Source organism: Comamonas sp. C24C (genome assembly GCF_053345995.1).
Genome location: NZ_JBKFBC010000004.1, coordinates 57,016 through 74,499, shown reverse-complemented (window position 1 = coordinate 74,499; position 17,484 = coordinate 57,016). Strand labels below are relative to the sequence as shown.

Sequence of the window (17,484 nt, the reverse complement as noted above, 5' to 3'; positions counted from 1 at the left end):
TGGCTGGGAAGCCCGGGGGCGAGGCATATCACGGCGGTGACCACGGCGAAAGCCGGCTTGGGGTGGCCCCAGAGCTGCTGGGCGATGACCCAGGCCAGCATGCTGGCCAGCGCCGCGGCAAGTGCATCACGCAGGGCCAGTCTGGCTCTTGAAGGCAAAGTGGCTTTGGCTCGGCGCCAGGCCAGCATGAAGGGGGTGCTCCAGCGCAATCTCAAACTCCTTGGCATAGCCGCTGATCAGACTGTGATTCAAGGATGTTAGAGGGCGCAGCGAGATTGCCTTGTGGGAAATACGCCACGTCATCCGAAAATGCAGCGGCGTTGCGCCTCAGTCCGCTGAGTCGTCGTACTGGGGCGGGGACTGGCGAAAGCCGCTGGTGACTATGCCTGCTGCTGATATGGCCGAAGGAGTGTTTGTGAAGCACGCCGAAAAAAGGAGCAGCCTCAATCCTCTTGCAGCAGAGCCTGAATGCAATGCCATTCGGCTTCGGTCACCGGGGTGATGGAGAGGCGATTGCCTTTTTGCAGCACACGCATCTGCTCCAGTGGAGCTTGTCCGCGCAGCTCGGCTATCAGCAGCGGCCGGGTTTTCTTCAGTGCCTGCACGTCCCGCGTCAGCCAGCGCGGTTTGTCGACCGGGGACTTGGGGTCGTAGTAGGGATCCTCAGGATCAAACTGTGAGGAGTCCACGCGCAGATTGCCGGCAATGCGGGCCAGGCCGTAGATGCCGGGTTCGGCGCAACTGGAGTGCCAGTAAAGAACGCCGTCGCCGACCTGCATATCGTCCCGCATGAAATTGCGGGCCTGGTAGTTGCGCACGCCGTTCCAGGCAATGGTCTGCCCGGGGGCAGCCAATGCGTGGTCGATGGAGTACTCGTCAGGCTCGTTCTTCATGAGCCAGTAACGTTGGGCTGGGGTGCTGCTGTCGTTCATAGCTGGATTGTCGGTGAGGAAGTGGCGGGCTCAGTCATGAGGGCCGCGTTGCCAGGGGCCGCGATCTTGCTGCTGCCAGCTGCGCACCAGATCGCTATTGCGTTGCAGCAGATTGCGGGTGTCCAGCCAGCGACCGGGAATGTCCAGCTCGGCTTCTTCGACCACGCGCATGCAGTCCTGAATATGGCGCTCTCCCAGATAGCGCAGCGTGGCGTAGCCTATCGATGCCGCTGCGAGCTGGCCCAGCAGCGGTACATATTTGGCAGCCTGCCTGGTGCTCATGCGCAGTCCCATGGCTTTGCCAAGGCGCAGCACCATATCGCGGGTGATGAACTTGCCGATCAGCACGGAGCCGACCATCGCGACGGCTTTCTGGACCTGCTCGCGCTTGCCTGGCGTGAGCTGGTCTAGCTGCTCGGGCGTCAGTCCGAATTCCTGGTTGATGCGCGGATAGAGCTGCGCGAGCAGGGCGGCATCGGCGGCCCAGTCCAGTCCCGGTATGGGAATGGTGCTGGCAGCAGCACTGATGAGCGCGCGCTTTCTGAGCAGCTTGCGGGCTCGTGCAGCGGCCTGTGCAATGTCTTTGCGCTCAGCTCTTGTTGCGCTGAGATTTCTCAAACTCGGGTCTTTTTTCCACATATACGGTAAGAAGATGCAGGAAATAGAAAAAGGGGCCCAAGGGCCCCTTTTGTTCGGAATTCAGATTCAGTTGGCCTTATCGCGCACCATGCCATAAATAAACAAAAGAATCACTGCTCCAACCACCGAGGCAATCCAGCCTGCGGTTTGCCCGGGCTGGTACCAGCCCATGGCCGAGCCCAGATAGGTGGCTACAAACGAGCCCACGATACCGAGAAGAATCGTCATGATCCAGCCCATGCTGTCGTTGCCAGGCTTGATGGCCCGTGCAATCAAGCCGACGATAAGACCGACGATGATGGTTCCGATGATGGACATATTCTGTTTCCTGTTGGTGCTTTGACGAAAGTCACTCTACGCGGGCCCAAAGCCCGGCTCTGTCGGACGATTCTGAATGTCGGCGCGAGCGGGTTGCTTTCATGAAAGCAGATGAGGGCGGGGCCAGGGCGGGAAGCAAAAAAGCCTGCACAAGGCAGGCATTTTTGGCGGGCGCTGATGGCGAGTCAGGGCTGCAGCGGGCCCAGGGCGCTGTAGGCAGCAGCCGTGGTTGCGGAGGCATCGGCACCTTCGACACGGCGGGCGCCATCGAAGCGACGCGCCCAGTAGGAAGTCTGCATGCTTTCCACGCGCACGCTGGCACCGGTACGTGGTGCGTGTATGAATTTGCCGTCACCCACGTAGATGCCCACATGGCTGAAGGTGCGGCGCATGGTGTTGAAGAACACCAGATCGCCGGGCTTGAGGTCGCTGCGGTCGATCTGCTGAGTGGCGTTGGCCTGTTCGGCAGAGACGCGAGGCAGAACCTTGCCCATGGTCTGGGAGTAGATGGCACGCACGAAACCGCTGCAGTCAAAGCCGGTTTCGGCATTGGTGCCACCCAGACGATAGGGAACGCCGAGGAAGCCCATGGCGGTCACCACCAGATCGGAGGTTTTCTCGGCCACGTTCTGACGTGCTTCGCGCACGAAGTCAGTCGTCTTCTCGGCCACGGAGTGGCGAGCTTCACGCAACTGGGTGATGAGGCCGCGGTTGACCAGCAACTGGGCCATGTCGTCGTCACGCTGCTCGCTAGGCGCCGCGTGCGCTGATGTGACGCCGACAAATAGAAGTGCAATAAGCCATCGGGACATGGGGCGTGAGGGTAACACGTTCATTTGTAGGATGGGGACTCTATTTCCAATTTTTTCTCTTGGTTTTTGATGCAGCACAGCAAGTGAGCTGCGGGCATAAGCTTATTGCCTGAGGTGCTCTCAAATTTGCAGCGTATGACAGTACGTAATTTCCCCATTCTGGTGAATGCGGGTCGGGAATGCACCAATTCATGGTATTGACACAAAAAGGGCGTTGCATTGACGGACTCTCTGCCCCGGAATGCGCTTGCAGCGACAATAGCGCCATCGATTGCAGCCGACGCGGCGTTCTCCCTCGGCGCATTGCACGCCGGTCTTGCGCAAGCGCTGCGCTTTTTTGGCGGCAGGCTTGACACAGTTTTAAGAAAGATTTGCCATGTTGTTAGAAGCTTCCGAGTCGCAACTGGTTCTGGTGGACTACCAGGACAAGCTGATGCCCGTCATCCATGAAGGCGCGCAAGCGCTGGCCAATGCCGTCAAGCTGGCCAAGATGGCGCAGTTGCTGGAGGTACCTGTCTGGGGAACGGAGCAGAACCCTTCGCGCCTTGGCGCCAACAATGCGGAGCTGAAGGCGCTGTGCCAGAAGACGCTGGAGAAAATGTATTTCAGCGCCGTGCCTGAGGGTCTGGGTGAATGGCTGCGTCCTCCTGCCAAGCCGCAGGGCGGCAATGCGCGCAGCCTGCCCAAGCATCTTCAAAAGCCTCAGCAACAGGCGCCCGAGCGCAATATGGTGGTGATTGCGGGTTGCGAAACCCATGTCTGCCTGTTGCAGACGGCGCTGGAGCTGCTGGAAGACGAGTTCGATGTGTGGGTGGTGACGGATGCCTGCAGCTCGCGTACCGAGCGTAACCGGGATGCTGCGTTTGACCGTCTGGCGGGTGCCGGCGCCGAGCTGGTGACCACCGAGATGGTGATGTTCGAGTGGCTGCGCACCTGCGAAGACCCCGCCTTCAAGGAGATGCTGGCTCTGGTCAAGTAATCGCGTGCACTCAGTGAATGGAAAAAGCGCCCCTCATTGGGCGCTTTTTCTTTGGGCGAGGCGTTGGCGCGCCAGATCTCTATTCAAGGATGTCAAGGTCTTTTGAGTCGAGCCCGGGCCGGCGACGGCCTTCATGGTTTGCGCCACTAGCACCTAGCTGCATGGATGCAGCTGTCAAGTGCTGTCAGTTTTTGGCAAGCGCGTTATGAATAATTATGAATTCAGAAAACTCTCTGCAAAAGACGGAGAGTCAAGGAGACATATTCATGACCACGCGTTTCGACGATTTTTATCAGCGTTCCATTGATGACCGCGACGGCTTCTGGGCGGAGCAGGCCGGCCTGGTCGATTGGCAGCAGAAGCCCCAGCAGATCTGTGACTACAGCCAGCCGCCATTTGCCAAATGGTTTGTGGGCGGCACCACCAATCTCTGCCATAACGCCATCGACCGTCATCTGGCGGCGCGCGGCGATCAGAATGCGTTGATCGCCATTTCTACCGAAACCCAGACCGAGAAGGTCTATAGCTACCGCGAGCTGCATGCGGAGGTCAACCGCATGGCAGCCGTGCTGCAGTCGTTGGGCGTACAAAAAGGCGACCGCGTGCAGATTTATATGCCCATGGTTGCGGAGGCCTGTTTTGCCATGCTGGCCTGCGTGCGCCTGGGCGCCATTCACTCCGTGGTGTTTGGCGGCTTTGCCTCGGGCGCGCTGGCGTCGCGCATCGATGATGCCGAACCCAAGGTCATCATCAGCGCCGATGCGGGCTCGCGCGGCGGCCGCGTCGTGGCTTACAAGCCTTTGCTGGACGAAGCGCTCAGGCAGTCCAGTCACCAGCCCGCCGCCGTGCTGATGGTCAACCGCGGACTGGCTGAAATGCCCATGAAGGCCGGCCGCGATCATGACTGGTCGGCCTTGCGCGCCCGGAACCTGGATGCGCAGGTGGATTGCGTCTGGGTGGAGTCAACCCATCCCAGCTACACCCTCTACACCAGCGGCACCACGGGCAAGCCCAAGGGGGTACAGCGCGATACGGGCGGCTATACCGTGGCATTGGCGGCCAGCATGCCGCATATCTTCGATGCCCAGGCGGGGCAGACTTTCTTCTGCACCAGCGATATCGGCTGGGTCGTGGGTCACAGCTACATCATCTATGCGCCGCTGATTGCAGGCATGGCCACGGTGATGTACGAGGGCCTGCCGGTCAACCCCGACGCCGGCATCTGGTGGAGCATTGTCGAGAAATACAAGGTCACGCACATGTTCTCGGCGCCGACGGCGATTCGCGTGCTCAAAAAGCATGATGCCGATTACCTCAAGCGCTACGACATCTCCAGCCTCAAGGCACTGTGGCTGGCTGGCGAGCCGCTTGACGAGCCCACGGCGACCTGGATCAGCCAGGCCATCAACAAACCCATCATCGACAACTACTGGCAGACCGAGACCGGCTGGCCCATCATGACGCTGTGCAACGGCGTGGAAAAGCAGGCCACGCGCTTTGGCAGTCCGGGCCGGGCGGTCTATGGCTACAACGTCAAGCTGATCGATGACGCCAGCGGCGAGGAGTTGACCCAGCCGAACCAGAAGGGCGTGCTGGCAATTGAAGGTCCGCTGCCGCCCGGTTGCATGCAGACGGTCTGGCGCGACGACAGCCGCTTTGTCAATACTTATTGGAAGAGCATTCCGGGTCGTCTGATCTACAGCACCTTCGACTGGGGTATCCGCGACGAGGATGGCTATTACTTCATCCTCGGCCGTACCGACGATGTGATCAATGTGGCGGGCCATCGTCTGGGCACGCGCGAGATCGAGGAGAGCATTTCTGCCCATGCCCAGATTGCCGAAGTGGCCGTTGTCGGCGTTGCCGACAATCTCAAGGGGCAGGCTGCGCTGGCCTTCGCCGTGGTACGCGATGCCGCCTTGGTGGCCGATGAGGCCTCCAGCAAGGCCCTGGAAGCCGATGTGATGAAACTGGTCGACGCGCGTCTAGGGGCGGTTGCGCGTCCGTCGCGCGTGATCTTCGTCACGGCTCTGCCCAAGACGCGCAGCGGCAAGCTGCTGCGCCGGGCATTGCAGGCGGTGGCCGAAGGTCGTGATCCCGGTGACCTGAGCACCATGGAAGATCCGGCGGCCCTCACCCAGGTGCAACAGCGGCTGTAACTTCCGCAACGGTTGTTGCGAAGCTTCACTCCCTTGGTTGGCGCCGAAGGGACGGCGCGCCGGGATTTCGGCGAATCCAGAGTTCAAGGCCTGCGACCATCAAGGCGCAGGCCTTGCTGTTTGCAGCCTAAAATCGCCCGATCACGCTGCGCAGCCCGCTGCCTGGCGCCATGGAATTGAAAAACTTCGAGAAAGAGCTGTCGTGCAAGTTGCATCCTCCATCTTCAAGGCCTATGACATTCGCGGCATCGTGCCGTCGACACTGACTGAAGACGTCGCCCGTGGCATCGGCCGCGCATTCGGTATGGCAGCGCTGGTCGCCGGTGAAAAAACCGTGGCGGTTGGGCGTGATGGCCGTCTGTCGGGTCCCGCGCTGTCGACCGCACTGATGCAGGGCCTGACCGAGGTGGGCGTGAATGTGATCGATATCGGCCTGGCCACCACCCCCATGCTCTACTTTGCCGCCGCCACCTTGTGCACCAGCGGCATCCAGGTGACGGGCAGCCACAACCCCAAGGATTACAACGGCTTCAAGATGGTGCTCGCAGGCCGCGCCATTTATGGCGATGAAATCCAGGCCCTGCGCGTGCGCATGGAAACGGAGGACTGGACGATTACCGGTGCCGGACAGATCGGCCGGGCCGATGTGCTGGCCGACTACACCGCCCGCATCGTGGGCGACGTGAAGCTCGCGCGGCCCATGAAGATTGTGGTGGACAGCGGCAACGGCGTGGCCGGTGCATCGGCTCCCGCCATCTTCCGTCAGCTGGGCTGCGAGGTGATCGAGCTGTTCTCTGAAGTCGACGGCAACTTCCCCAATCATCATCCTGATCCCAGCAAGCCCGAGAACCTGCGCGATGTGATCCATGCCCTGCAGACCAGCGATGCCGAGCTGGGCCTGGCCTTTGACGGTGACGGCGACCGCCTGGGCATTGTGACCAAGGACGGCCAGAACATCTTCCCCGACCGTCAGATGATGCTGTTCGCCAAGGATGTGCTTTCGCGCGTGCCAGGCGGCTCCATCGTGTTCGACGTCAAATGCACCCAGCGTCTGGCCCCCGAGATCGAGGCGGCCGGCGGCAAGGCCGTGATGTACAAGACCGGCCATTCGCTGGTCAAGGCTCGCATGAAGGAGCTGGGCGCGCCGCTGGGCGGAGAGATGAGCGGCCATATCTTCTTCAAGGAGCGCTGGTATGGCTTTGACGATGGAACCTATGCAGGCTGCCGTCTGCTCGAAATCGTCAGTCGCGAAGCCAACCCCAGCGCACTGCTCAATGCACTGCCCACCAGCTTTTCCACGCCCGAGCTCAACGTGGCCTGCGCCGAAGGTGAGCCCCATCGTCTGGCCGCCGAGCTGCAGGCGCTCGCTGCCACGGAGTTTGCTGAACCTGCCCGGGTCAGCACCATTGACGGCCTGCGCGTGGACTGGGCCGACGGCTTCGGCCTGATCCGCGCCAGCAACACCACGCCGGTGCTGGTGCTGCGCTTTGAAGGCCATACACAGCAAGCCTTGCAGCGCATAGAAGCGCAGATGCTGGCTCTACTCAAGCGCGTCAAGCCCGATGCTCAGGTAGGCGCTTCCGCGCACTGACCGAAGCAGCGCTCAAGCATGGCCAAACCGGCTCCCATGAGCTTTGCCCGTGCGCTGTTCAGTGCGCTGGCCTGGGCGGTGCAGCCGCTGCTGCGGCGCAAGCTGCGTCGCAGAGCGCTGGCTGAACCGGGCTACGGCGTCGCCGTGCCTGAACGCTTCGGCCTTTACCAGCCAGCAGATCTGGGGCGCGACGGACGCGGCCGTTGGGTGTGGATTCATTCGGTGTCGCTGGGCGAGACCCGGGCTGCCGCCATTCTGATCAAGGCCTTGCGCGAGCGCATGCCTGCGATGCGTCTGCTGCTGACGCACAGCACTGCGACAGGGCGAGAGGAGGGGGCGAAGCTGTTGCGGCCGGGCGATGTGCAGGTCTGGCTGCCCTGGGACTCCCTGAGCGCCACCAGGCGGTTTGTCGCGCAGTTCCAGCCTGCTGTGGGCGTGCTGATGGAAACCGAGATCTGGCCGAATCTGATTGCGGCCTGTGCCAATGCCGGTATTCCTCTGGCCCTGGCCAATGCACGTCTCAATGAGAAATCCGAAGCTGGTGCCCTGAGAGTCAGGCCACTGTCTCGCCCTGCATACGCCGCGCTGGCTGCCGTCTGGGCGCAGACCGAGGCCGATGCCAGGCGTCTGCGCAATGTAGGCGCCAGCGTGGATGCGGTGCTGGGCAATCTCAAATTCGATGTGCAGCCCGATATTGCCCAGATCGCCCGGGCAGGCCAATGGCGCGCAGCACTGGCGCGCCCCGTACTGCTGTTTGCCAGCAGTCGTGAGGGCGAGGAAGCGATGTTCATCGATGCGCTCAAGGCCCTGGGCGATGCTGCAGCGGCGGTGCAATGGCTGGTCGTTCCACGTCACCCTCAGCGCTTTGACGAGGTGGCGAGCTTGCTGGGCAGGGCGGGCTTTGCTGTTTCTCGGCGCAGCCAGTGGGAGCAGATGCCTCCCCTGCAGTCCGGCGCGATCTGGCTTGGCGATTCGCTGGGCGAGATGCCCCTGTATTACGGCCTGGCTGCGGCAGCCCTGATGGGCGGGAGTTTTGCGCCGCTGGGCGGACAGAACCTGATCGAGGCGCTGGCCTGTGACTGCCCCGTGATACTCGGACCGCATACCTTCAATTTCAGCCAGGCTTCCGAGCAGGCGCTGCAGATTGGCGCAGCCCTTGGCGTGCAGGATATGGGAGCGGGCCTATGCCAGGCCCTGGACCTGGTGGCCAAGCCGGATCGTCTGCAGGCTGCCGTACAAAGCTGCCGCCAGATGGTGCAGGGCAATCGGGGCGCGGCTGCGGCCACGGCCGAGGCGATTCAAGCGTTGATGAATGCTCCTTGATCAGGAGCATATGGCGCCCTACAGGTAAGGGTTTGAGGCCGGTATGGCGGTAAACCCTGAAAGCCTGCTTCTCGACCGGTCTTAACGCTTGAGCGTTCTGGCTGCAGGCTTTGCAGCAGCCATGCCGCTTGTGACCGCTGGCCTGGCTGCGGCAGCCGGGGCAATACTGGGCATGCGTGTCAGTGCGTCGATCATGCGCAGATCATCGTCGCTGAGCACTCCCGCGGCCTGGCGCAGCTTGAGCTGGCCAAGCAGCACCTGATAGCGCGCATTGGCCAGGTCGCGCTCGGTCTGGTAGACCTGACTCTGGGCATTGAGCACATCGATATTGATACGCACGCCAACCTCATAACCCATCGTGTTGGCTTCCAGCGCACTCTGGCTGGAGGCGAGAGCCGCTTCCAGCGCCTTGACCTGAGCCTGGCCGGACTGCACACCGAGGAAGGCCGTGCGCGTGGCCTGCTCCACGCTGCGACGGGCATCGTCGAGCTGGGCGCGGGCTTTTTCCTCCAGCGCCACGGTTTCCCGGATGCGGTTCTGCACCGCAAAGCCCGCAAACAGCGGCATGTTCATGACCACGCCGATCTGTGCTGCGTTGGTGCGATAGCTCAGGGGAATGGAGGGGGTCATGGAGCCGTTGGGATAACGGTTGACCACATAACCGGCCTGCAGGTCCACGGTGGGCTTGTGGCCGGCCTCGGCCTTCTGCGTGTCCAGCCTGGCGATGTCCAGGGCCAGCTGGGCCTGACGCAACTGGGGCTGGGCGGCCAGTGCCTTGTCCACCCAGTCTTGCATATTGTCGGGCTCCACCCTGGGCAGGGTCAGCGGTGCAGCCAGCGGCGTGGGCTGAATGCCGACGCGGCCCACGAGCTGATCCAGGGCTACGCGCTTGACCTGCAGGTCATTTTGCGCAGCGATTTCCTGGGCTGTGACCAGATCGAAGCGTGACTGGGCTTCGCGTGAATCGGTGATGGTGGCCGTGCCAACTTCGAAATTGCGTTTGGCCATCTCGAGCTGGGTGCTGATGGCTTGCTTTTGCGACTGGGCCACCTGCACGCTGTCCTGGGCCGCCAGCACATCGAAATAAGCCTGGGACACACGCACGATCAGGTTCTGTGCAGCCGCATCCAGCTGAGCCTGGGCCACATCCACGCCTCGCTGCCCCTGCTCGTAGGCAATCTTGTTGGCCGGACGGTACAGCGGCTGCTGGGCGCTGAGCTGCACGTTCTGTTGTGTGTTGTTGAAGCTGCTGGCCATGCCGGGTATGGGCACGGAGGTATGGATGTCCACATGGGTGCGGTTGGCACCCGCTGACAGCCCCACGTTGGGCAGCAGCCCGGACAGGGCCTGATCGGCACGGCTGGCGGCCGCTCTCGCATCGGCTTGCTGTGCCTGCCATGAAGCGTCATAGCCGCGGGCCTGGGCCACCAGCTCTGACAAGGTCTGCGCCTGTGTCTGAGCGCCGGCCCACGCCAGCAAAACTCCCAAGGAAATGGCACGCAGAGCGTGGGCGGAGGGGGCTTGCAGAGGCCTGGGCAGCTTGGTCATAGATGTCAGGTTTGGGCGGTCTCGATCACAACGGGGAACTCAACAGGCAGGAGGCGGGGATGTCGGACGGTCTTAGTAACGGGGGACGCTGGGGTCTGCGCTGAGCGACCAGGCATCAATGCCGCCGGTGATGTTGCTGACGTCCTCAAAGCCGTTGTTGACCAGAAACGCAGCCACGCTCATGCTGCGCGCGCCATGGTGGCACAGGCAGGCGACGGGGTGGTCGGGGTTCAGCTCCTGCAGACGACCGGGGATATCGTGCATGGGAATGCAGCGCAGCTCGAAGCCTTCACCGGGCTGGATGCTGGCCAGGGTGACTTCCCAGGGCTCGCGCACATCCAGCACCACAGGCTTGATGCCATTCGCGGCATGAGAGGCCAGCCATTGCTGGAATTGGGCGGGCAAGACCTGGGTCAACATAAAAACTCCTGGTGGCCGGCCGTCGAATCTGCGGGCCGGCCCTGACACTGAAAGACAGGCCCTGCCGGGTGCGCCGGTGTGTCAGGGCGCAGGAAGCAGGGCTAACGCAACAAGCGTTTAGAACGAGAAGCGCGAAGGCTCTTCAAAACCCACGAGGCGCGTGGCAGCGGTATCCCAGGGTTGCTGGACTTCGAAATTGCTGCCGTTCTTGGTCACCAGCGTGAAGCGCATCACGGGCATGTGACCGACGATGGCGGCAATGCGGCCACCTTCGTTGAGCTGGGCGTAAAGGGCATCGGGAACCTGTGCCACCGAGCCGCTGAGCACGATCACGTCAAACGCGCCTTGAGCCAGGGAAGCTGTGGCACCGTTGGCCAGCTTGACTTCGACATTCTTGACGCCGGCGCTGAGCAGATTCTCACGGGCCATTTCGGCCAGTTCGGGATCGATCTCCAGCGTCACGACTTCCTTGGCCTGGGCGGCCAGCAGGGCTGCCATGTAGCCGGAGCCGGTGCCAATCTCGAGCACGCGGTCAGTAGGCTTGATCTTCACGTCTTGCAGCATGCGTGCTTCGATCTTGGGGGCCAGCATGTGCCAGCCTTTGGCGGCAGCTTCTTCGGCAGTGCCCTTCAGGGGGACTTCAATGTCCATATAGGCCATGTTCGCGTATTCGGGCGACACATAGTCTTCACGGTGGACCTTGCCCATCAGCTCCAGCACGGATTCGTCCAGCACATTCCAGGGACGGATTTGCTGTTCGATCATGTTGAAACGAGCCTGCGCGTGCACATCGCGCGGGTCCACTTGGGCATTCATTGGCAGGGCCATGGTATCTCCGGGGAAAGACTTATCAGGACAAACCGTCGATTCTACGAGCCTCGGAGGCTTCGTGCGGCGGCTCAGCGCTTTTTGAGGGGGCGCCAGACCATTTACGGCGCATCCAGTTGGCAAAATCATCGAGATAGCAGTACACCACGGGCACCACGACAAGGGTCAGCAGCGAGGAAGTGATGACGCCGCCGATCACGGCCTGACCCATGGGCGCGCGTTGCTCGGAGCCCTCGGTGACCGCAAAGGCCAGCGGCACCATGCCGAAGATCATGGCCAGCGTGGTCATCAGGATCGGGCGCAGGCGCACGCGGGCCGCCAGCAGCAGCGCTTCGTTGCGCGGCAGGCCCGGCTCGGTCTGGCCGCTGGCCTCGTTGGTACGGGGCTCGCGGGCGCGGATGGCAAAGTCCACCAGCAAAATGGCGTTCTTGGTCACCAGCCCCATGAGCATGACCACGCCGATGATGGAGAACATGGACAGGGCTGAGCCAAACATCATCAGGGCCAGCACCACGCCTATCAGTGTCAGGGGCAGCGAGGTCATGAGTGCCAGGGGCTGGAGAAAGCTCTTGAACTGGCTGGCCAGAATCATGTAGATGAAGATGATGGCCAGCATCAGCGCGGAAATCGCGTAGCCAAAGGATTCGGCCATGTTCTTTGCCGCGCCGCTGAACTGGTAGCTGTAGCCGGGCGGCATGGGAATGGTGGCCAGCGCCTGCTTGATATCGGCCGTGACCTCGCCCGTGCTGCGCAGATAGACATTGGCGTTGATGGCGACCTCGCGGTTGAGATTGCGGCGGTTGATCTGGCTGGGGCCGGTGGTGTCCACCACGCTGGCAACCTGGTTGAGGCGCACGATGCGCATGCCTCCATCTCCGGTCGCCAGTGCAAACGGCAGGCGCTCCAGGTCCTGTGGCGTGGTGCGCGCCTCGGGCTCGAGCCGCACGTTCACGTCATAGGTCTGGTCGTCGCTGGCCCGCCAGTTGCCCACGGTCTGGCCGGCGACCCAGGTGCGCAGCGCGCCGGCCATATTGCCTATCGACAGGCCCAGGTCGGCTGCGGCATCGCGATGGACCTCGATATTGACCATGGGCTTGTTGGGCTTGAGGCTGGAGTCCAGATCGACCAGGCCCGGAATATCGTCGATGCGCTCCTGCACGATCTGGCTCAGGCGGGCCAGTTCGTCCAGATCCGGGCCCATGAGCGAGAACTCGACCTGCTTTTGCCCGCCCACGGCCTCGCGCAGGCCCACATGGGTGAGCTTGATGCCTGCAATCGCCTGCAGCCTGGGGCGCAGATAGGCCGAAATCTCGTCCACATTGCGGCTGCGCTGATGGCGGTCAACCAGGCGCACATAGATATTGGCGTAGTTCTTGCCGTTGGCATTGCCGGTGTTGATGGTGGTCAGCGTGTAGCGCACCTCGGGCAAGGCGCGCAATATGTCCGTCACCTGTCTGGCCTTGGCTTCGGTGGCTTCGATCGAGGAGCCTTCGGGGGTGTTGAAGCTGATCGAAGTTTCCGAGAAGTCTGCCTTGGGCACAAACTCGGTGCCAAGCAAGGGTACAAGAGCGATGCTTGCTATGAAAATTATGAATGCCAGCGCCAGGGTGAGCAGCTTGTGGGCCAGCGACCAGCGCAGTATTCCCTGGTAGAAGTCCGAGAGCCGATCGCTCATGCGCTCCACCCAGGCCGTCACGCGTCCCAGCGTGCGGTCGTACAGGCTTTTGCTGCCATGTTCGCCATGGGCGTGAATCGCCGGGTCATGCCAGACGCTGGAGAGCATGGGGTCCAGGGTGAAGCTGACGAACATGGAGATCAGCACGGCCGCCACGATGGTGATGCCGAACTCATGGAAGAACTGCCCGATGATGCCGCCCATAAAGCCTATGGGCAGAAATACGGCGACGATGGAAAGCGTGGTGGCGAGCACGGCCAGCCCGATCTCCTGCGTGCCTTCCATGGCGGCCTGATAGGCGTTCTTGCCCATCTGCACATGGCGCACGATGTTCTCTCGCACCACGATGGCATCGTCGATCAGCAGGCCCACGCACAGCGAGAGCGCCATCAGCGTGACCATATTGATGGAAAAGCCGAACCAGTACATGAAGAGGAAGGTGCCGATCAGCGCGATGGGCAGTGTCAGCCCCGTGATCACCGTGGAACGCCAGGAGTTCAGGAACAGAAACACGATGAGCACCGTGAGCAAGGCACCCTCGATCAGCGTCTGGCGCACGTTGTCCACGCCCACGCGGATGGCGCGCGAGTTGTCGGCAATCGCCTGCAGGCGCACGCCGGGCGGCAGCTCGGGGGCGATGGCCTTGATCGCTGTATTCAGGCCGTCGACCACCTCGATGGTGTTCTCGTCCTGGGCCTTTTGCACGGTCATCAGCAGGGTGCGGCTGCCGTTGTAGAGTGCCAGGGTCTGCAGCTCCTGCGCATCATCCTGCACGCGGGCCAACTGGCCGACGCGGATCGGAGCGCCGTTGCGGTAGGCCACGATGATGCGGGCAAATTCCTCGGGGCGCTGGATGCGGGCATCGATCTGTACCACGCGTTCCTGGGCTTTGGAGCGGATCGCCCCCACAGGCAGATCCTGGTTCTCGGCACGCACCGCCTGGGCAACCTGCTCGGGGGTAATGGCATAGGCCTCGAGCGCCCGTGGATCCAGATAGACATTGATCTCGCGCTTGGTGGCTCCGACCATGTTCACGGCGCCCACGCCGCGCACGTTCTCCAGCCGCTTTTTCAGCACCTGGTCGGCCCAGCTGGTCAGTGCAATCGCATCGGGCGGCGTTACGCTCTGGCCATCGGGGGCGGTCTCGCCGTGCAGAGCATGGGGGTCTGGCAGCACGGCCAGCGACCACACCGCCGTGCTGGCCGGGTCGAAACGGATGACACGCGGCTCCTTGACCTCGTCACGCAGAGTTGGGCGCACCGAGGCGACCTTCTCGCGCACATCGTCGGCAGCGCGGCGGCCGTCTATATGCAGCTGGAACTCGATGATGACGACGCTGGTGCCTTCGTAGCTGCGCGAGGTCAGGGCATTGATGCCCGCGACCGAGTTGACGGCTTCCTCGATCTTCTTGGTGACCTCGCTCTCCACGATCTCGGGCGAGGCTCCCGGATACTCGACCGTGACCACCACCACGGGGAATTCGATGTTCGGGAACTGGTCGACCTTGAGACGCTGGTAGGAAAAAACGCCCAGCACCACAAAGGCCAGCATGAGCATGGTGGCCAGCACCGGGTTTTTCAGGCTGATGCGCGTGAACCACATTTAGGGGCTCCCGGGACGAACTGCATCCGCCCCCTTGGCGGCGGGGGCAGCAACCGCAGCCGGGCTCGACGCTTCGACCAGCGTGCCTTCACGCAGACCGCCGGTGCTGCCGGCCAGTATCCGGTCACCCGCATCCAGACCCTTGAGGATCTGCACCCAGGTTGCGCCTTCATGGGCGGACTGGCGTCCCAGTTCCACAGTCTTGTGGACCACGCGAAGCTCGGTGCGGCCGGCCATCTCCTGGGCCGGCTCCGGTGCGGCTGCAGTCACGGCCGGCTTGCCGGCTTGCAGCACCTGTACATAGGGCAGGGGCTTGTCGGTGCGTACGGCGGCCAGAGGCACGGCCAGCCGGCTGTCCTTGCCGGTCAGTATGCTTCCCTGCAGAAACAGGCCGGGGCGCAACTGGGGAAGGCGCTGACTGCTATTGTTCTTGGTGGCCTCGTCCTCTTGTACCGCCAGATAGGCCGCCACCGTGCGCGAGCCGGTCTGGGCGCTGGGATTGATGCGCACCACCTTGGCGTTGATGGCCTTCATGTCCTGGGGAGCGCCGGGCACTTGCAGCTCGGCCATCTGGCCGACCTGGACCTGTACCGAATCGGCGGGGGCCAACTGGGCCATGATTTCCAGCTTGGCCGGATCGACGACTTCGACGATGCGCGCTTCCACACCGACACGCTCGCCGTTCTGGACAAAGCGCTGGGCGATCTGTCCGTTCATGGGGCTGGTGATGACGGCGTCGGTGACGGACTTGCGGGCCACATCGGCGGCTGCTTGCGCGGCGGCCAGATTGGCGCGGGCCGAATCCAGGTTGGCCTGAGAGGTCAGCAGCGCTGTGGTCGAGATAAAGCCTTTTTGCACCAGGGCCGCATTGTTGTCCTGGTTGCGCTGGGCAATTGCCAGCTGGGCTCTGGAAGCGTCGGCCTGCTGCTGGGCCTGGCGCCAGCGTGCCTCGGCCTCCGTGGCGTCGACGCGCGCCAACTGCTCGCCCTTGCGGACGCTATCGCCTTCGCGCACTGTCAGGCCGCGTAGCTCGCCCGCGACATAGGCCTTGACCACGGCCGAGTTCACCGCCTGAACCACACCGTTGAGCGGAACGCTCAAAGCAAGCTGAAGGGGCTGGACCGTCAGAACCTCCTGGGCAGCCAGTTGTATGGGGAGCTCCTGCGGAACCGCCGCATGGTTCGTGGCTTGTTTTTTATGCTGCAGATTGACGACTGCGCGCCAGCCTATGACGACCAGCAAGCCGATGAGAGCCAGACTCAAGGCCCAGCGGCCGGAACGCTTCATGGTGTGTATCCCTCTGAGGCAGGTTTTTCTGTTCTATGCGCCACATGGTAGGTGCGCCGGGCACAGCTTGTATTGCAAGTGTAGTGGGCGCCCCGCAGCATAGCGGGGCCGCAATCGCTGTCATTGGTGAAAATGGGTAGTTGATTTGAGCTACGCTTGACGCGTCTTAAAAAACAAGGAGCCGGTGATGGCAGCGGAAACCATTTATCTGGGCGGAGGTTGCTTCTGGTGTACCGAAGCCGTCTTCGACCGTGTGCGCGGAATAGTCGATGTGCAGAGCGGCTATGCCAATGGCCACCTGGATCATCCCAGCTATGACGACATCTGCACCGGCCAGACCGGCCATGCCGAGGTGGTGAAGCTCGACTTCGACCCCGCAGTCATCAGCCTGCGCGATGTGCTGCTGATCTTCTTCGGCACCCATGATCCGACCACTCTGAACCGCCAGGGCAACGACGTGGGCACGCAGTACCGCAGCGCAATCTTCACCACCGATGCACAGCAAATGGCCGAGGCACAGGCATTGCTGCAGGAAATGCAGAATGAAAAAGCATTTGATGCGCCCATGGTTACCCAGATCGAGCCCCTGACCAACTATTGGCCCGCCGAAGACTACCACCAGGACTATTTTCTGCAGCACCCTGGCCAGGGGTACTGCGCTTTCGTGGTCGGCCCCAAGGTGCAGAAATTCCAGAAAGCGTTCTCACGCTGGCTTAAGGATTAACCTTGGCTTTCAGCGCACGGCCCGGAGTGCAGATACACTTTGCAACCCCTGGCCGCTTTCGCACCGTCCGAGATCGATTGAGCCCATAACGTGTCACTCCACTCCCATCTGCGCCGACCCCGCCGCTCAGCCCCTGCTGACGGTCGCCTGTGTCTGCGCGAAATCTGGGTGATGCGCTGGCTGCTGGCCCTGGCCCTGGCCATGGTGCTGGGGCCGACACTGGGCCAGATGCACCGTGCCGTTCACCTGGGCAGCGCGCCCGGGGGCAAGGTCCATGCGGTGCACAGCCATGCGGCCCCCACGCTATTGGCAGCCTCGGTCGAAGCGATAGGAAATTGCCCGACTGACCGCAGCAACTGCGCCTCGGACCTGTCCTGGGTGCATGCGTTGTTTGCCGGTCACGGACCGGCAGAATGCCAACTGCTCGACCAGGCCAATCATGGCTATGCCGGGCCCGTGGCCGTGCTCGCTTTCAGTGAGCCGCCACCTGACAGTTTTATCCCCCGGCCTTTTGCTCCCGCGCCCAGAGCCATCTTTATTGCAGCGCCATTGGCTGCCCGCGCGCCCCCTCTGTCTCTCAGCTTCCTGGCCTAGGTAGGAGCCATGCTGCGGCATGGTTTGCTGCCTACACCAGAAACTTCAGAATT

The 17,484-nt window shown here is 62.4% G+C and carries 15 protein-coding genes and 1 pseudogene; 6 read left to right on the top strand and 10 right to left on the bottom strand.

Annotated elements, in window-relative coordinates; translation table 11 throughout:
• The 5 genes and pseudogenes from ACLBXN_RS09220 to ACLBXN_RS09200 all read right to left on the bottom strand — a co-directional run.
• Positions 1 to 209: pseudogene (locus ACLBXN_RS09220) on the bottom strand (FUSC family protein); the annotation flags it as partial.
• 234 nt (positions 210 to 443) lie between these two features.
• On the bottom strand, positions 444 to 932 hold the full coding sequence (locus tag ACLBXN_RS09215) for an EVE domain-containing protein (RefSeq protein WP_447611904.1): 489 nt from the start codon (positions 930 to 932) through the stop codon (positions 444 to 446).
• A gap of 30 nt (positions 933 to 962) precedes the next feature.
• Positions 963 to 1,571 carry a hypothetical protein gene (locus ACLBXN_RS09210; protein ID WP_003055298.1) on the bottom strand — a complete coding sequence of 203 codons (609 nt, stop codon included), beginning with the start codon at positions 1,569 to 1,571 and terminating at the stop codon, positions 963 to 965.
• 66 nt (positions 1,572 to 1,637) lie between these two features.
• The gene (locus ACLBXN_RS09205; protein WP_043003124.1) at positions 1,638 to 1,889 is read right to left on the bottom strand and encodes a GlsB/YeaQ/YmgE family stress response membrane protein; all 252 of its coding nucleotides are present in this window, start codon (positions 1,887 to 1,889) and stop codon (positions 1,638 to 1,640) included.
• A gap of 185 nt (positions 1,890 to 2,074) precedes the next feature.
• Positions 2,075 to 2,701, bottom strand: coding sequence for a C40 family peptidase (locus ACLBXN_RS09200; RefSeq protein WP_034349623.1), 627 nt, complete (start codon positions 2,699 to 2,701; stop codon positions 2,075 to 2,077).
• Between the two features lie 376 nt (positions 2,702 to 3,077).
• Here ACLBXN_RS09200 and ACLBXN_RS09195 point away from each other — a divergent pair, with 376 nt between their 5' ends.
• The 4 genes from ACLBXN_RS09195 to ACLBXN_RS09180 all read left to right on the top strand — a co-directional run bounded on the left by ACLBXN_RS09195 (position 3,078) and on the right by ACLBXN_RS09180 (position 8,753).
• On the top strand, positions 3,078 to 3,680 hold the full coding sequence (locus ACLBXN_RS09195; RefSeq protein WP_003055289.1) for an isochorismatase family protein: 603 nt from the start codon (positions 3,078 to 3,080) through the stop codon (positions 3,678 to 3,680).
• A 266-nt stretch (positions 3,681 to 3,946) separates the two neighbouring features.
• A complete protein-coding gene (locus ACLBXN_RS09190; protein ID WP_447611903.1) occupies positions 3,947 to 5,839 on the top strand; it encodes a propionate--CoA ligase in 1,893 nt (630 codons plus the stop codon).
• A 202-nt stretch (positions 5,840 to 6,041) separates the two neighbouring features.
• A complete protein-coding gene (locus ACLBXN_RS09185) occupies positions 6,042 to 7,430 on the top strand; it encodes a phosphomannomutase/phosphoglucomutase (protein ID WP_447611902.1) in 1,389 nt (462 codons plus the stop codon).
• Positions 7,431 to 7,448: 18 nt separating this feature from the next.
• Positions 7,449 to 8,753 carry a 3-deoxy-D-manno-octulosonic acid transferase gene (locus ACLBXN_RS09180; protein WP_447611901.1) on the top strand — a complete coding sequence of 435 codons (1,305 nt, stop codon included), beginning with the start codon at positions 7,449 to 7,451 and terminating at the stop codon, positions 8,751 to 8,753.
• Positions 8,754 to 8,834: 81 nt separating this feature from the next.
• Here the strand turns inward: ACLBXN_RS09180 and ACLBXN_RS09175 are convergent, their stop codons facing one another.
• The 5 genes from ACLBXN_RS09175 to ACLBXN_RS09155 form a co-directional block, all read right to left on the bottom strand.
• Positions 8,835 to 10,301: a TolC family outer membrane protein gene (locus ACLBXN_RS09175; RefSeq protein ID WP_447611900.1), complete on the bottom strand. Its 1,467-nt coding sequence runs from the start codon at positions 10,299 to 10,301 to the stop codon at positions 8,835 to 8,837.
• A 72-nt stretch (positions 10,302 to 10,373) separates the two neighbouring features.
• Positions 10,374 to 10,721 (bottom strand): rhodanese-like domain-containing protein, encoded by a 348-nt coding sequence (locus ACLBXN_RS09170; protein WP_003055275.1) that lies wholly within the window; start codon positions 10,719 to 10,721, stop codon positions 10,374 to 10,376.
• Between the two features lie 117 nt (positions 10,722 to 10,838).
• Positions 10,839 to 11,549, bottom strand: a complete 711-nt coding sequence (locus ACLBXN_RS09165; protein WP_003055272.1) for a protein-L-isoaspartate O-methyltransferase family protein — start codon at positions 11,547 to 11,549, stop codon at positions 10,839 to 10,841.
• 22 nt (positions 11,550 to 11,571) lie between these two features.
• Positions 11,572 to 14,826, bottom strand: a complete 3,255-nt coding sequence (locus tag ACLBXN_RS09160; RefSeq protein ID WP_447611899.1) for an efflux RND transporter permease subunit — start codon at positions 14,824 to 14,826, stop codon at positions 11,572 to 11,574.
• Positions 14,827 to 16,113 (bottom strand): efflux RND transporter periplasmic adaptor subunit, encoded by a 1,287-nt coding sequence (locus ACLBXN_RS09155; RefSeq protein WP_447611898.1) that lies wholly within the window; start codon positions 16,111 to 16,113, stop codon positions 14,827 to 14,829.
• 187 nt (positions 16,114 to 16,300) lie between these two features.
• On the opposite strand from ACLBXN_RS09155, the gene msrA reads away from it, so the two are divergent.
• Positions 16,301 to 16,837, top strand: coding sequence for a peptide-methionine (S)-S-oxide reductase MsrA (gene msrA / locus ACLBXN_RS09150; protein WP_447611897.1), 537 nt, complete (start codon positions 16,301 to 16,303; stop codon positions 16,835 to 16,837).
• A gap of 90 nt (positions 16,838 to 16,927) precedes the next feature.
• Complete coding sequence (locus tag ACLBXN_RS09145) at positions 16,928 to 17,431, top strand: hypothetical protein (RefSeq protein ID WP_447611896.1); 504 nt, start codon at positions 16,928 to 16,930, stop codon at positions 17,429 to 17,431.
• Positions 17,432 to 17,484 lie beyond the last annotated feature (53 nt).